This window comes from Streptomyces sp. NPDC041784 (assembly GCF_055591025.1).
This window is the reverse complement of sequence record NZ_JBVJAB010000019.1, coordinates 118181-132873: the sequence shown is the minus strand read 5'-3', so window position 1 is coordinate 132873 and position 14693 is coordinate 118181. Positions and strand designations below refer to the sequence as shown.

Below are 14693 nucleotides of genomic sequence, written 5' to 3'. Positions count from 1 at the left end.
CGCCGACCGCGGACCTGCTTTGATCCATCGCACCGCGGGAGCCGAAGGGCCTTCGGAAACGGGTGCCCGACGCTCGCGGTCGCGGCCGTCGTCTGTCCCCAGAGGGGGCCGCTCCCCCCTTATTGAGATATCCATGTGAAGGGAAGTTCCACCATGAACTCCACCCCCCAGGTTGAGACCGTCGAGATCGCCGACGCCGAGCTGGACAACGTCTCCGGCGGCCTGTCCCTCAACGCCCTCGGCACCGTCACCGGCCTGGTGGACGGCGTCGCCCCGGTCTCCGGCCTGGTCGACACGGCCGTCGGCACGGTCGAGGGTGTCACCGGCCTGAACACCGCGCCGGTCACCAACCTGGTCGCCGGTCTCTGATCGCACCTGTGTGACCTTCCGAGTCCCGGAGCCGTCTTGTGCCGGCTCCGGGACTCGTCGGTGTCCCCAGACTCCCCGAGAGAAGCCCGTGCAGTTCCGCCAACAGGCCCTCGCCAAGCTCCAGTCGCCGGAGGAACTCGACCTTCCGGTGCGTTTCGCGCGCCCGCAGGGCTGGCTCGTGCTGTCCGTGACCGTGGCCGTCATGGCGGCCGCGTCCGTGTGGGCGGTGACCGGGTCGGTCGCGTCCACGGTGACCGCACCCGCCGTCCTCACCCACGGCGAGGGCAGCTACATCCTCCAGAGCCCGTCCGCCGGCCAGGTCACCGCCGTCCTCGCGCAGGAGGGCGAGCGGCTGCCCGCCGACTCCCCCGTGCTGAAGGTGCGCACGGCCGAGGGCGAGGCCGTGGTGCGCACGGTCGCCGCGGGCCGGATCACCGCGCTGGCCGCCACCATCGGGCAGATCATCTCCACCGGCGCGAACGTCGCCGCCGTCGAGAAGGTCGCCGACGCCGACGACCCGCTGTACGCCACGGTGTACGTGCCGGCGGAGAACGCCGCGTCGATCCCGGCGCACGCGGCCGTCGACCTCACCGTGCAGACCGTGCCCGCGCAGAAGTACGGGGTGCTGCGCGGCCATGTGAAGTCGGTGGACCGCGCCGCCCGGTCTGCCCAGCAGATCGCCGCGTTCCTCGGCGACAGCCAGCTGGGCGAGCAGTTCACGAAGGACGGCCGCCCGGTGGCCGTCCTGGTCCGCCTGGACACCTCGGCGTCGACGAAGAGCGGCTACCGGTGGTCCTCCTCGGACGGGCCGCCGTACCGGCTCACCTCCATGACCATGGCCTCCGGTTCGATCCGGCTGGCCGACCAGCGTCCCGTCGATTGGCTGCTCCCGTGACGACTGCCCAGCGGAGCCGGCGCCGGGCCGCGCCGCCCCGTCGCACGGTCCCCAAGAGCCGGGTGCGGACGGTCCGTACGCCCACGGTGCTCCAGATGGAGGCCGTGGAGTGCGGCGCCGCCTCCCTCGCCATGGTCCTCGGCCACTACGGCCGGCACGTCCCGCTGGAGGAGCTGCGCATCGCGTGCGGCGTCTCACGGGACGGCTCGCGCGCCAGCAACCTGCTGAAGGCGGCCCGCGGTTACGGACTGACGGCCAAGGGCATGCAGATGGACCTGGCCGCCCTCGCCGAGGTGACGTCGCCCGCCATCCTCTTCTGGGAGTTCAACCACTACGTCGTCTACGACGGCATGGGCCGCCGCTTCGGGCGCCGGGGCGTGTTCATCAACGACCCCGGCAAGGGCCGGCGTTTCGTGCCGATGGAGGACTTCGACGGCAGCTTCACCGGTGTGGTGCTGGTGGTGGAACCGGGCGACGACTTCGAGCGGGGCGGCCGCCGCCCGGGGGTGCTGGGCGCGATGCCGGCCCGGCTGCGCGGCACCGCGGGCACCCTGCCGGCCGCCGTGCTGGCGAGCCTGCTGCTGGTCCTGGTGGGCGCCGCGGTGCCGGCCCTGAGCCGGACCTACATCGACATGTTCCTGATCGGCGGTCAGACCTCGCTGCTGAGCGTGCTGTTCGCCTCGATGGGGACGTGCGTGCTGCTGACCCTCGTCCTGACCTGGCTCCAGCAGGCCAACCTCCACCACGGCCGGATCATCTCCTCGACGCTCTCCAGCGCCCGCTTCCTGCGGCATCTGCTGCGGCTGCCGGTCACCTTCTTCTCCCAGCGCAGCCCCGCCGACCTGGTGCAGCGCCTCCAGTCGAACGACGCCGTGGCCGAGACCCTGGCCCGTGACCTGGCGTCGGCGGGCGTGGACGCGATCGTCGTCGTCCTGTACGCCGTCCTCCTCTACACCTACGACCCGCAGCTGACGTTCGTCGGCATCGGCGTGGCGCTGCTGAACATCGTCGCCATGCGGGTCGTCGTACGGATGCGCGGGACCCGTACCGCGAAGCTGCGCGCCGACAACGCGCGGCTCACCAACACCGCCTACACCGGCCTCCAGTTGATCGAGACGATGAAGGCGACCGGCGGGGAGGACGGCTACTTCCGCAAGTGGGCGGGGCAGCACGCGACCACGCTGGAGGAGCAGCAGCGGCTCGGGGTGCCGAGCGCCTGGCTGGGGGTGGTCGCGCCGACGCTCGCCTCGCTCAACAGCGCGCTGATCCTGTGGATCGGCGGCATGCGTGCGATCGAGGGCGGCATCTCGGTGGGCCTGCTGGTCGCCTTCCAGGCGCTGGTCACCCGGTTCACGGCCCCGCTGACCCGGCTGAACGGCGTGGCGGGCCGGATCCAGGACTTCGCGGCGGACGTGGCCCGGCTGAAGGACGTGGAGAACTTCCGCGCCGACCCGCTCTACGACCGCCCGGGCGGCGCGGGCGACTCCACGCGCCGGCTGCACGGCCATGTCGAGCTGACGGACATCACCTTCGGCTACAGCCCGCTGGACAAGCCGCTGCTCTCCGGTTTCGACCTGACGGTCGGCCCGGGGCAACAGGTGGCGCTGGTGGGCGGCTCGGGCAGCGGCAAGTCGACGGTGTCCAGGCTGATCTCGGGTCTCTACGCGCCCTGGGAGGGCGTGATCCGGGTCGACGGACAGCGGCTGGAGGACATTCCGCGCGGGGCGCTGGCCTCCTCGGTCTCCTTCGTGGACCAGGAGGTGTTCCTCTTCGAGGGCTCGGTCCGCGACAACGTGGCGCTGTGGGACCCCTCGGTCCCGGACGACGCGGTCGTGGAGGCGCTGCGCGACGCGGCCCTGTACGACGTCGTGATGCGCCGGCCGGGCGGCATCCACAGCAGGGTGGAGCAGGACGGCCGCAACTTCTCCGGCGGCCAGCGTCAACGCCTGGAGATCGCGCGGGCGCTGGTGCGTCGGCCGAGCATCCTCGTCCTCGACGAGGTGACCAGCGCGCTGGACGCGGAGACCGAGCTGGTCGTCATGGACAACCTGCGCCGGCGCGGCTGCGCGTGCGTGGTGATCGCGCACCGGCTGAGCACGGTCCGCGACAGCGACGAGATCGTCGTCCTCCAGCACGGCACGATCGTCGAGCGCGGACGGCACGAGGACCTGGTGGCACGGGGCGGGGCGTACGCGGCACTGGTCAGGGAGCGGTGAGATGACGGCCGTACACGAAGGCGACGCCGTACAGGAGGGCGACGTCGTGCTCGCCGCGCTGGGGCGGATGGGGGCGCGCGTGGAGTGCGCGGGCTTCAGCCGGCTGGACCTGGCGGGTCCGCAGGTGCTGTGGCTGGTCGCGGCCGGCGCGCTGGACCTGTTCGCGGTGGACGCCGAACAGCAGGGCCACTGGCACCATCTGGGCCGGCTGGAGGCGGGCGCGCTGCTGCTCGGCCCGGTCACCGGCCCCCAGCACACCCTCGTGGCCCGCCCGTCGCGGGACTGCGTCGTCCACCGCATCGGCCTGCGGGAGCTGTACCAGCCCGCGCACACCCAGACCTGGTCCTACGACGCGTACGGCAACCCCCAGTACGTGCCGCCGACGTCGAGCCCGCTGGAGTACGCGCTGGCCCTGGGCGTCGGCCGCGGCCTGTCCGTGCTCTTCCAGGCGCCGATGGCGACGGAGAAGCCCGCGGAGGTCACGGACGACGACGTGTTCTGGATGCAGGTGCCGCCCGGCAGCGTCCAGTACGGCTCGCTGTACGGCGCGGAGGCGACCGCCGACCTGCTGATGGACCCGGCGGTGTGGCAGAGCATGGTCGACCAGCAGTACCGGCTGCTGACCACGCTGGACCGCTGGATCGAGCAGCTGGAGCGCACCCACGAGACCCGGACCGCCGCCGGGATCAAGGCCGGTGAGGCGGTGCGCGCCCAGGCCGACCGGACGCTGCTCGCGTCGATCGGCCGCACGGCGGGTCCGCGCGCGACCTCCGCCGACGCGGACGCGACCTTCGCCGCCTGCCGGCTGGTCGCGCGGGCGGCCGGGATCGCCCTCACCGAGCCCGCGCGGACGGGCGCCGGCGACGACCGGCTCGACCCGGTCGAGCAGATCGCGCTGGCCTCCCGGGTCCGCACCCGGGCGGTACGGCTCGACGGGCGCTGGTGGCGCGACGACGTGGGCCCGCTGGTGGGGCACCGGGCTCTGTCCGGGGCACCGGTCGCGCTGCTGTGGCGGCGCGGCGGCTATGTCGCCGTCCATCCGTCGACCGGGCGGGAGACACCGGTCGAGAAGGCCAACGCGGAGGAGTTCGAGCCGCGGGCCGTCATGTTCTACCGGCCGCTGCCGGAGCGTGGGCTCGGCCCGCTCGGGCTGCTGCGGTTCAGCATGCGGGGCACCGGCGGGGACCTGACCCACCTGCTGCTGAGCGGGCTGGTGACGGTGGCGATCGGGGCGCTGGTGCCGATCGCCACCGGCAAGGTGCTCGGCGAGTACGTGCCGAGGGCCCAGCAGGGGCTGATAGTCCAGGCCTGTCTGGCGGTGATCGTCGGCAGTGTGGTCGCGGCAACGTTCATGCTGCTCCAGAACCTGACCATCCTGCGGCTGGAGGGCCGGATCGAGGCCACGCTCCAGCCGGCCGTCTGGGACCGGCTGCTCAGGCTGCCGACGAACTTCTTCGCCGAGCGCTCGACGGGCGAGCTGGCGAGCGCGGCGATGGGCATCAGCGCGATCCGGCGCCTCCTGGCGGGCCTCGGCCCCTCGGTGGCCCAGTCGGTGACGATCGGCGCGATGAACCTGGGGCTGCTGCTCTGGTACAGCGTCCCGATGGCGCTGGCCGCGATCGGCATGCTGGTCGTCGTCGCGCTCGTGTTCCTGGGGCTCGGGCTGTGGCAGGTGCGCTGGCAGCGGCGGCTGGTGGTGCTCTCCAACAAGCTGAACAACCAGGCCTTCCAGACCCTGCGGGGGCTGCCGAAGCTGCGGGTGGCGGCCGCCGAGAACTACGCGTACGCGGCCTGGGCGGAGGAGTTCGCGCGCAGCCGTGAGCTGCAGCAGCGCCTCGGCCGGATCAAGAACCTCACCACCGTGCTGGGCGCGGTCTATCTGCCGCTGTGCTCGCTGCTGATGTTCATGCTGCTGGCCGGTCCGGCGCGGGGCGCGCTGTCGGCGGCGGACTTCCTCACCTTCAACACCTCGATGACCATGCTGCTGACCTCGGTCACCTCGCTGACCGGCGCCTTCGTGTCGGCGGTGGCCGCGCTGCCGCTGTTCGAGGAGATCCGTCCGGTGCTGGAGGCGACGCCCGAGGTGCGCACCGCGAGCACCCGCCCGGGTCCGCTGTCCGGCGCCCTGGAGGCCCGCCGGCTGTCGTTCCGCTACTCCGACGACGGTCCCCTCGTCCTGGACGACGTGTCCTTCGAGGTGCGGCCGGGCGAGTTCGTGGCGGTCGTCGGTCCGAGCGGCTGCGGCAAGTCGACCCTGCTCAGGCTGCTGATCGGCTTCGACCGTCCGGTCTCGGGCAGTGTGCTCTACGACGGTCAGGACCTGGCGGCGCTCGACCGGTCGGCCGTGCGCCGGCAGTGCGGGGTGGTGCTCCAGCACGCCCAGCCGTTCACCGGTTCGATCCTGGACGTCATCTGCGGCACCGGGTCGTACACGCCGGAGGAGGCGATGGCGGCGGCCGAGCTGGCGGGGCTCGGGGAGGACATCCGGCGGATGCCGATGGGGCTGCACACCATCGTCGCCGGCAGCGGCTCGGTCTCCGGGGGCCAGCGCCAGCGGCTGATGATCGCCCAGGCGCTGATCCGCCGGCCGCGCATCCTCTTCTTCGACGAGGCGACCAGCGCGCTGGACAACGACACCCAGCGCACGGTCATCGAGAGCACCCGCAAGCTGAACGCCACCCGGATCGTCATCGCCCACCGGCTGTCGACGGTCATGGACGCCGACCGGGTGATCGTCATGGAGAACGGCAAGGTCGCCCAGCAGGGCCCGCCGGCCCAGTTGCTCGCCGACACGGGCGGGCGGCTGCACGAGCTGGTGCGGCGGCAGCTGACGTAGGGCCGCGCTACGGCTCGCCCGGTACGTCCTCGCCCGGTACGTCCTCGCACATCTGGGTCACCGCCACCCTCAGGGCCGCCGCGAAGCGGGGCGGGTCGCGCAGGAACTCCATGTGGATGCCGGGGAACTCGGCCCAGGGTGCCCCGATCCGGCGGGCGATCTCGACGGAGGGGCGGGCGTAGTACGTGCCGCGGTCCTCGGCGCCGGCCGCGAGCAGGATCGGGAAGGCGGCCGCCCGCAGCGCCTCCTCGTCGGGGCAGAAGCCGGCGAAGGCCGCCCACTCGCTGCCGAAGAGGTGGTCCTGGTTGCCCAGGAACCGCTGCCAGAGGTCGGCGGGCCAGCGGTAGGTGCCCTCGCCGCGCGTCGTCTCGGCGAACCGGCGCCCGGCCGCGGGACCCCCGCCGCGCGCGTAGAGCCCGGCGACCTCGGGGAAGAAGCCGCGGGCCGGGTCGCCGTCCGGGAGGACGCTCACGGCGGGCGGCTCGTGGGCGACGAGCCCCGCCACCGTGCGCGGATGGAGCGCGGCCAGGGTGAGTCCGATGATCGCGCCGGCGCTGTTGCCGAAGACCAGCGCCCGTCCGCCGGCCAGGCCGTCGACGAGCGCGCGGGCGTCGGCCGCCTGCCGGTCCAGCCCTACCGGCCCGCCGTCGCGGCCGCCGCTGCGGGAGTTGCCCCGCCGGTCGTAGGTGATCACGGTGAACGCGTCGGCGAGGTCCTCGGCCACCTGCGTGTAGTAGCCGGCGTCTCCCCCGGCCCCGCTGATCATCAGCAGCGGCGGACCGCTGCCGCGCACCTCGTGGTACAGCCCCGCCCCGTCGACGTCGAACACGCCACTGCGCATGCCTGAGCTCCCTCACTAGCGAAACGTTGCCGTTTCGCGGGAAGTGGTCTAGCCTCGATGTGTACGAAACAGTTTCGTTTACGTGCCCTTTGCCTTCGCGCTCCACCCTTCCGCACCGAGCTCCTGGAGTCCTTCCCCATGTCCTCGAAGACCTTGACGGACAGCACCCGCACGGGCGCCGGGCCGCAGGCGTCCGCCGCCCCCACCAGGAAGTGGTGGATCCTCGCGGTCATCGCCCTGGCCCAGCTGATGGTGGTCCTGGACGCGACCATCGTGAACATCGCACTGCCCTCGGCCCAGGCCGACCTCGGCTTCTCCGACGGCAACCGGCAGTGGATCGTCACCGCCTACGCCCTCGCGTTCGCCTCCCTGCTGCTGCTCGGCGGGCGGATAGCGGACCTCTTCGGCCGCAAGACGGCCTTCCTCGTCGGGGTCGCCGGCTTCGCCGCCGTCTCCGCGCTCGGCGGCGCGGCCGGCAACTTCGAGATGCTGGTCACCGCCCGCGCGCTCCAGGGCGCCTTCGGCGCGCTGCTCGCCCCGGCCGCGCTCTCGCTGCTGAACACGACGTTCACCGACGCCAAGGAGCGCGCCAAGGCGTTCAGCGTCTACGGCGCGATCGCCGGCGCGGGCGGCGCGGTGGGCCTGCTGCTCGGCGGTGTCCTGACCGACGCGCTCGACTGGCGCTGGACGCTCTACGTCAACGTGGTCATCGCGGTGCTCGCCTTCGCGGGCGGCTGGATCCTGTTGAGCAACCACCGCGACGCCGCGAACTCCAAGCTGGACGTGCCCGGCACGGTGCTGGTGGCCGCCGGTCTGTTCGCCGTGGTGTACGGCTTCTCCAACGCCGAGACCCACGACTGGAACTCCCCGCAGACCTGGGGCTTCCTGCTCGCCGGCGGGGTGCTGCTGGCGGCGTTCGCCTGGTGGCAGACGCGCGCCGCGCACCCGCTGCTGCCGCTGCGCATCCTGCTCGACCGCAACCGCGCGGCCTCCTTCCTGGCCGTCCTCATCTCCGGCGCCGGCATGTTCGGCGTGTTCCTCTTCCTCACCTACTACCTCCAGCTGAACCTGGGCTTCAGCCCGACGAAGACGGGTGTGGCGTTCCTGCCGATGGTCGCCGCGCTGATGGTGGCCGCGCAGCTCGGCACGACGGCCCTGGTGCCGCGCATCGGGCCGAAGGCGGTCATCCCGTTGGGCTTCGCGATCGCCGCGGTGGGCATGGCCTGGCTCACCGGGATCGGAGCGGACTCCGACTACCTGACCACGGTGCTCCCGCAGCTGGTCGTCATCGGTGTCGGCCTCGGCCTGGTCATGCCGCCCGCGATGCAGCTGGCCACCGGCGGGGTCGCCGCCGAGGACGCGGGCGTGGCCTCCGCCACGGTCAACGCGATGCAGCAGGTCGGCGGTTCGATCGGTACGGCGCTGCTGAACACCCTCGCCGCGAGCGCCGCGACCGACTACCTGGCCGGCCGGGACGCCACCAGCAAGGCGGTCCAGGCGCAGGCGACGATCGAGAGCTACACCACCGCGTTCTGGTGGTCGGCGGGCTTCTTCGCGGCGGGCGCGGTGATCGCCTTCCTGCTCTTCCGCCGCGGGGTCCCGCAGCAGGACGCGGACGCGGCGCCGGTCGTCCACATGTGACGGACCGCCGGACCGTCCGGGAGAGCCGCACCGGGAAGACAGGGGCCGCCGTCCGCGAGGGACGGCGGCCTTTCCCATGTTCGAAAGTCAACCGAAACCAAGAAGGTTCACCAGGTCGAGTGAACTAGATCTTGCGGGCGGTCCGACAGGGATGCTGCGCGCCCGGCCGGGGTAACTACCGCCTTCAAACGCACCCCCTGCCGAGGTGGAACGGACATGACGCCGCCGGCCAATCCCCACGCACGTACTCGTGTCACCGGCTCCTTCACCGTGGTCGAGGTGACGGGAGAGATCGACCTGGCCACCGCGGGCCTGCTCGCGGACCATCTGGACGCGGCGACCGCCGCGGTCGCCCCTGACGTCCTGGTGGACCTGCGGGGCGTCACGTTCTTCGACTGTTCGGGTCTGCGGGTGCTGTGCCGGGCCCAGGACCGGGCGACGGCGCGCGGCGGGCGGCTCCGGGTCGTCTCCGGCGAGCCGCGCCTGCGGCGACTGTTCGGCGCCACGGGCCTGCTGGGCCGCTTCCCACCGCTCCCGGCGGTACCCGGGGAGGGGGCGTGAACCGGGAGGGATCCCGGGCGGCCGGGGAGGGAAGTGGCCGTCGGGCGGAAGGCTCGGCGCCCGGGGAGAGGCGCGGCTGCCCGGCGGGTTCCCCGGCGCCCGGGACGAGGGAAGCCCCCAAGGGGGAACGGCCCCTGGGGGAATGACCCCAGGGGCCGGTGGGCGGCCCCACTCCGCCCGTCCGGCCCCTGGGTACGAGATCGCGGTCGTCCCGTGTCAGTGGCTCGCACTCCCCACGTCACGAGCCGGTCGCGGCGTCCACGGAAGGCACGCGATCCCGGTCTCAGAACGCGAAGAGGCTGCTCTCGGCAGCGTTCTTCACGCACTCGTTGGAGAACGTGCGCTCGAAGGCGACGCGCTTGCCCTGCCACACGCCGTCGACGGTGACGACGACGGGGTCGTACTGCTTGGTACACACCCTGCCGCTCACGCTCCCCGCCAGGAGGGCCGGGTCGCCGCCGGCGCCGCGCAGCTCGGCGCAGGCCAGAGCCGGGGCCGGATGGGTGCCGGAGGCGCCGGGAGCGCAGCTCAGGGTGACGGCCCGCGCCGCGTTGACGGTGGCGGCGCTCTCGCCGTGGCCCATGGTGAGCACCAGGGCCGACGGGGCGTAGAGCGAGGCCGGGCTTGCGGCCGGGGCGGCGAGCGCGGACCCGGTGAGGGGTCCGCAGACGGCGGCGGCCGTGAGGCCGAGAGTCGCTGCCCAGCGCGCGGTGTTCCGCATTGTGTGCATCCTTCCGCTCGATTCGGGGGTGTGCCGGCCCGGCGCGATCGGTGCCCGACGCGGCGAGCGCCACTCTGCCGAGTCCGGCGCCGAAACTCACATCGACCCCACGCGTTTCAGTAACCTTGCGTATTGAAACAGTGGCGTGAAGTTACGGAGTTCGAACGTTCCAACGCCGGAAGCAAGCACTTCGTGATCTCTTGGGTCGGCGACCTGACTGATTCTCATAGGTTCGTTAATAGGCCTGAAACATTCCGCTCCGGCCCCGATTCCGCTCTCGGAGGACTCCTCCTGGACCCCTTGTGTTCATGGACCAGCAGAGTAATCGTCATTACATGATTACGACGGAGCAGAGAGAGAAGCTGAGGGGCTGGTTCGCCGGCCGTCTGCCCGACGATCTCTTCGAGGAGCTGACCGAGGTCGGCGTCGACCGCGAGGAGATCACCGTGATCGGGCGCATCGCCGCGCCCCGGCTCGCCGAGGACGCCCCGGCCGCCGAGCGCGAGGCGGCGGTGGAGTCCCGGATCCTGGAGTTCCGGGAGCGCACGCGGGAGACCCGGATGGCCGTGGCCCGGGACGCCGAGCACCGGTTCCGCCGGAAGGTGTCCTGGGGCGTGGTGTGCGACGGGGAGCGCGCCCTGTTCACCCATATCGCCGCGCCCGTGATGACCCGGCTGCGGCAGCCCGAGCGCCAGGTCCTCGACACCCTGATCGCCGGGGGCGTGGCCCGCAGCCGCAGCGACGCGCTCGCCTGGTGCGTCCGGCTGGTCCAGCGGCACACCGACGACTGGCTCACCGAACTGCGGGATTCCCTGGAGCACGTCCAGCGGGTACGGGCCCAGGGGCCGGACACGGAGGAGGTATCGAGCACCGAGGACGTACCGAGCGCGGAGGCGGCGCCGGGAGCGGAGAAGGCGCCGGACACCGAGGAGGTGAGGGACTCCCGGGACGATTCGTCCACCGGGGACGCGAAGGAAGGATGATTCGCCCACTGGCCGGGGTCCTGCCCCACCCCATAGGTTCGGCGGACCCCGTCCCGGACGGCATCCGCCCGCGTCGCCCACCCGGCGGCAGCGACGGCCGTCCGCCCCCGCCGCGCCACCCCGCGCTCCACTGTCGACCGCCCGCTGCTGGAGCCCCCTGTGACCCCGCCGTCCCCCGCCACGCCCGCGCCGTCCCTCACCGCCCCGCGCGGTGTACGGGCCCGAGGGGGCCCGGCTGGCCCGGACCGTGGACGTGCCGGTGCCGCCGATCACCGGGCCCGGGACGGGCGTCGAGGAGGGGCCCTTGTCAGACCCCTCGGCTACGTTGCGGGCATGACTCATTTCGTACTGGTGGCGGGGTCCTGGCTGGGGGCGTGGGCGTGGGACGAGGTGGCGGCCGAGCTGCGCGCCGCCGGGGACGACGCCCACCCGCTCACCCTCACCGGCCTCGCCGAGAAGCGCGGCGTCCCCGCGGGCGCGCGGACGCACGTCCAGGACATCGTCGACGAGGTGGAGCGCCTCGGCCTACGCGACGTGGTGCTGGTCGGGCACAGCTACTCCGGCGTCCCGGTCGGACAGGCCGCGGAGCGGATCGGGGACAGGCTGAGAAGGGTGGTGTACGTCGACGCGAACGTCCCGTTCGACGGCGAGTCCTTCCTCTCGGGCTGGCCCAGCGACCACGTCCGCGCGTCGATCGAGGAGCACGACGGCTTCTGGCCGCCGCTGGACGCGGACGACTACGCGGGGCAGGGCCTCACGGACGAGCAGATCGCCCGGATCTGGTCCGACGGCACCCCGCACCCCGGCGCCACGCTCACCGAACCGGCCGAGCTGAAGGGCTCGCCCGGCGATCTGCCTTCGACGTACGTCAAGTGCCTGCTCGACGGGGAGGAACCGCCACCGGCCGTGGCCGAACTGCTCCGGGGCGAGCGCTGGGACCTGGTGCGGCTGGACACCGGCCACTGGCCGATGTTCTCCCGCCCGGCCGAACTGGCCCGGATCCTGCGCGAGTCGGCCACGACCGACTGAGACCACCGGCGGGCGAGGGGAAGCCGCCGGCAGCGGGTACGGCACGACCGCCCCAAGCCGCCCGCACGACCGGACGCAGGTTCGCATGGACCCACCGAACCCGGCGACGGCAGACACCGCCGCCCGCCGCCTGGACCCTCCCGCCGCGCCGGGCGCGGCCGGTGGGGGTCCGGGTCTCAGGCCGGGTCGTCCGCCGTGAGGCCGGCCGGGCGGGCCGCGGGTGGGGCGTCGGTGCCGGTGACCGCCAGGGAGCCGGGCGAGGCGGAGACGCCGTCGGTGAGCCAGCGCTGGGCGGTGGAGTGGTCGCGGACCTTCACGACCACGTCGGCGCCCGGCTGCTCGCCGGTCGGCGCGAGGGCCAGGGCGTCGTCCCAGCGCGGCAGCAACTCGCCCTGGACGGTGAGGTCGTAGCGGACGTCGTCGGCGCGCGGTGCGTCGGTGTCCGCGCATTCGCCCAGGATGACCACGCCGGCGTCCGCGTGGGAGTCCACGCAGAGGTCGGGGTCGGCGGCGCTGCTCAGCAGGCCGTCCTGGTCGTACGACCACAGCTGGGTGACGTCGTCGGAGCAGTCCGCGAGTTCGACGACCGCCCCGGCCGTCGGCTCGCCCTGGATGTCGAGGCAGAGATCGGCGTCGGCGTTGCGCAGCCTGGTCCGGCTCGGTACCGCGGGGAGCTGGGCGGGGTTGGTGGGCGAGACGGTGGCGGCCTGGGAGTCGGTGCCGGGGACGGCGCCGCTGGTGGAGGCGGCCGGGTCGGCACCGCCGCCGTCCGACCACACGCCGGCCGCGAGCAGGGTGGTGATCAGGCCGGCCGAGGCGAGGCCGACGCCGGTGAACAGCGCGCGCGGCGAGCGCGTTCCGTCGGCCGACTTGCGGCGGGGCGACGGAATGCGCGAGAGCAGGGTGGAGCGCCGGCCGCGCGTGCCGCCACCGCCGCGGTGCCGGGCGGACCCTCGCAGGCGTACGGCCTGCTGCTTGTCGCGTCCGGGGCGGGAGTCGTGGTAGCGACGGGCGCCCCAGCCCAGTACGGCCTCGGCGAGCAGGATGCCCAGTCCGCCCTCGAAGTGGCCGAGTTGTTCGGCTGCGGCCCGGCAGTAGCGGCACTCGTCCAGGTGCTGCCGGACGTCCGGCAGGAGGTCGCCGCCGCGGCGGATGGGGACGTCGAGGAGCCGGTTGTAGAAACGGCAGTCCTTGCTGGGGGCGAGTTCCCGGTGGGCGCGGACCAAGCCTTCGCGGAGCTTGTCCCGGGCCTGTTCGAGGGCGCCGGCCACGGTCTCGGCGTCCATGCCGAGCAGCCCGATGGCGACGGTGATCTCCTCCGCCTCGACCTCCGCGTGCCACAGGACGCAGCGGGCGACCGCGGGCAGGCCCTGGAAGGAGCGCTCCACGAGGACGCGGTTGTCGGGGATCAGGGACTTCGCCGTGCGCATGCCGCGGGCGCCGGCCGGCTTGCGCAGCACGGGCAGGACGCCGGAGATGTCCTCGTCGGCGGACCACAGCCGGGCCATGTCCCGTACGGTCATGAGCAGTCGGGGGCGCAGCGCGGTGCCCGGCTCGCCCAGCTTCAGCCGGTCGAAGACCTGGTGGAAGGCGGCCGCGGTGAGCATGTTGGACACGTTCCCGCCGGAGGCGAGGCAGATGACCGCGTACTCGTGCACCGGCCGCCAGTGGCGGGCGATCAGCAGCGCGGTGGACTGGGCGACCTCGCTGTCCGTGCCGCCGCGTATCCCTGCGGCGAGCGACTCGTCGGATTCGCCGGGGCCCCCGCCGGGCGGAGGGTAGGGAGGACGAGGAGGCTGGGGGGTGGACAAGAGGGGTTCCTTCGGTACGTACCTGCTTCGACGCGGCGGGGAGCGCGAATCTCGACTCCGCCGGCGAACGCGGAGACCCCGCTTTCACCCCCCGCCCCACGCGTCACCTTCGCACAACTGAGTCGTGCGCAACAAGGCGCGCGGACAAGCTGCCCCTTGTTGAAAGAAAGTCGACAAGCAGGACCCCCTCCGTGCCCCGCCTCGCACCTTTCATCCGCTCTTGCGCCCCGTGTGAAACCCGCGCACGTGCCGGACCGTCACGCACCTTCCCGCCCACGGTGCCGCGTAGTGGACTGGAACCGGCCACTTCCTCGGAGGCCCCGCGCGGGACGGCGGCTCTCCCGCGCGAAACGGCCGCCGGCCCTGCTCCTCCCGCCCTGGGCCGGCGGCCCACACCTTTCCGGGACGGCCTATATCTGCCAGGACCGCAGCCGGTCCGCCGCGCCGTAGACGTCGGTCCCGCCGTCGATGAGGTCCCGGGCGAGGTCGACGAGGGCGCCGTAGGGCGGGTCGATGCCGACGCCGCTGACGAACATGTAGGCCACCGCCGTCGCGCAGGCGAAGCGGGCATTGGCCGAGGGCAGCGGCTTGAGCAGGGCGAGCGTGTGCAGCAGCGCGGCGGCGCGCCAGGCAGGGTCGGAGTTCACCCCCAGCCGGGGCGGGTCGACCCGGTGCCGGGCGACGGCGGCGACCAGCGCCGAGAAGTCGTTGATGGTGGGCTGTTCCGGCAGCACCTCTTCGTGGCGCTGAAGCAGCCAGGGCACATCGATGTGGATGACGGGTGTCATCG

At 72.9% G+C, this 14693-nt stretch carries 12 protein-coding genes; 8 read left to right on the top strand and 4 right to left on the bottom strand.

Annotated features, from left to right (window positions below):
• The first annotated feature begins 153 nt into the window (after positions 1-153).
• The 4 genes from ACZ6D7_RS33325 (at position 154) to ACZ6D7_RS33310 (ending at position 6316) form a co-directional block, all read left to right on the top strand.
• Positions 154-369, top strand: a complete 216-nt coding sequence (locus tag ACZ6D7_RS33325; RefSeq protein WP_469499020.1) for a type A2 lantipeptide — start codon at positions 154-156, stop codon at positions 367-369.
• An 88-nt stretch (positions 370-457) separates the two neighbouring features.
• Positions 458-1264 (top strand): hypothetical protein, encoded by an 807-nt coding sequence (locus ACZ6D7_RS33320; protein WP_469499018.1) that lies wholly within the window; start codon positions 458-460, stop codon positions 1262-1264.
• The gene (locus tag ACZ6D7_RS33315; protein ID WP_469499015.1) at positions 1261-3480 is read left to right on the top strand and encodes an NHLP family bacteriocin export ABC transporter peptidase/permease/ATPase subunit; all 2220 of its coding nucleotides are present in this window, start codon (positions 1261-1263) and stop codon (positions 3478-3480) included. Before ACZ6D7_RS33320 ends, ACZ6D7_RS33315 begins: the two co-directional genes overlap by 4 nt.
• Position 3481: 1 nt before the next feature.
• Positions 3482-6316 (top strand): NHLP bacteriocin export ABC transporter permease/ATPase subunit, encoded by a 2835-nt coding sequence (locus tag ACZ6D7_RS33310; RefSeq protein ID WP_469499012.1) that lies wholly within the window; start codon positions 3482-3484, stop codon positions 6314-6316.
• Between the two features lie 7 nt (positions 6317-6323).
• Here ACZ6D7_RS33310 and ACZ6D7_RS33305 read toward each other — a convergent pair whose 3' ends face one another.
• A complete protein-coding gene (locus ACZ6D7_RS33305; RefSeq protein ID WP_469499009.1) occupies positions 6324-7157 on the bottom strand; it encodes an alpha/beta fold hydrolase in 834 nt (277 codons plus the stop codon).
• 138 nt (positions 7158-7295) lie between these two features.
• Between ACZ6D7_RS33305 and ACZ6D7_RS33300 the strand changes: the two genes are divergently transcribed.
• Complete coding sequence (locus tag ACZ6D7_RS33300) at positions 7296-8798, top strand: MFS transporter (protein ID WP_469499006.1); 1503 nt, start codon at positions 7296-7298, stop codon at positions 8796-8798.
• A 216-nt stretch (positions 8799-9014) separates the two neighbouring features.
• A complete protein-coding gene (locus ACZ6D7_RS33295) occupies positions 9015-9359 on the top strand; it encodes an STAS domain-containing protein (RefSeq protein WP_469499003.1) in 345 nt (114 codons plus the stop codon).
• Positions 9360-9642: 283 nt separating this feature from the next.
• Here the strand turns inward: ACZ6D7_RS33295 and ACZ6D7_RS33290 are convergent, their stop codons facing one another.
• The gene (locus ACZ6D7_RS33290) at positions 9643-10080 is read right to left on the bottom strand and encodes a subtilase-type protease inhibitor (protein WP_469499000.1); all 438 of its coding nucleotides are present in this window, start codon (positions 10078-10080) and stop codon (positions 9643-9645) included.
• Positions 10081-10415: 335 nt separating this feature from the next.
• Between ACZ6D7_RS33290 and ACZ6D7_RS33285 the strand changes: the two genes are divergently transcribed.
• Positions 10416-11063: a hypothetical protein gene (locus ACZ6D7_RS33285; protein WP_469498999.1), complete on the top strand. Its 648-nt coding sequence runs from the start codon at positions 10416-10418 to the stop codon at positions 11061-11063.
• A 333-nt stretch (positions 11064-11396) separates the two neighbouring features.
• Positions 11397-12092, top strand: coding sequence for an alpha/beta fold hydrolase (locus ACZ6D7_RS33280; RefSeq protein WP_469498996.1), 696 nt, complete (start codon positions 11397-11399; stop codon positions 12090-12092).
• A gap of 176 nt (positions 12093-12268) precedes the next feature.
• On the opposite strand, the gene ACZ6D7_RS33275 is transcribed toward ACZ6D7_RS33280, so the two are convergent.
• Both ACZ6D7_RS33275 and ACZ6D7_RS33270 read right to left on the bottom strand, forming a co-directional pair.
• Positions 12269-13903, bottom strand: a complete 1635-nt coding sequence (locus tag ACZ6D7_RS33275) for an RICIN domain-containing protein (protein WP_469498993.1) — start codon at positions 13901-13903, stop codon at positions 12269-12271.
• A gap of 410 nt (positions 13904-14313) precedes the next feature.
• The gene (locus tag ACZ6D7_RS33270; protein WP_469498991.1) at positions 14314-14691 is read right to left on the bottom strand and encodes a toxin Doc; all 378 of its coding nucleotides are present in this window, start codon (positions 14689-14691) and stop codon (positions 14314-14316) included.
• Positions 14692-14693: the final 2 nt, after the last annotated feature.

Excerpts from the sequence above, each read along its gene's own strand:
- ACZ6D7_RS33285 (WP_469498999.1), top strand. The coding sequence starts at position 10,416 with ATGATTACGACGGAGCAGAGAGAGAAGCTGAGGGGCTGGTTCGCCGGC.
- ACZ6D7_RS33325 (WP_469499020.1), top strand. The coding sequence starts at position 154 with ATGAACTCCACCCCCCAGGTTGAGACCGTCGAGATCGCCGACGCCGAG.
- ACZ6D7_RS33280 (WP_469498996.1), top strand. The coding sequence starts at position 11,397 with ATGACTCATTTCGTACTGGTGGCGGGGTCCTGGCTGGGGGCGTGGGCG.
- ACZ6D7_RS33270 (WP_469498991.1), bottom strand. The coding sequence starts at position 14,691 with ATGACACCCGTCATCCACATCGATGTGCCCTGGCTGCTTCAGCGCCAC.
- ACZ6D7_RS33305 (WP_469499009.1), bottom strand. The coding sequence starts at position 7,157 with ATGCGCAGTGGCGTGTTCGACGTCGACGGGGCGGGGCTGTACCACGAG.
- ACZ6D7_RS33290 (WP_469499000.1), bottom strand. The coding sequence starts at position 10,080 with ATGCGGAACACCGCGCGCTGGGCAGCGACTCTCGGCCTCACGGCCGCC.
- ACZ6D7_RS33295 (WP_469499003.1), top strand. The coding sequence starts at position 9,015 with ATGACGCCGCCGGCCAATCCCCACGCACGTACTCGTGTCACCGGCTCC.
- ACZ6D7_RS33310 (WP_469499012.1), top strand. The coding sequence starts at position 3,482 with ATGACGGCCGTACACGAAGGCGACGCCGTACAGGAGGGCGACGTCGTG.
- ACZ6D7_RS33300 (WP_469499006.1), top strand. The coding sequence starts at position 7,296 with ATGTCCTCGAAGACCTTGACGGACAGCACCCGCACGGGCGCCGGGCCG.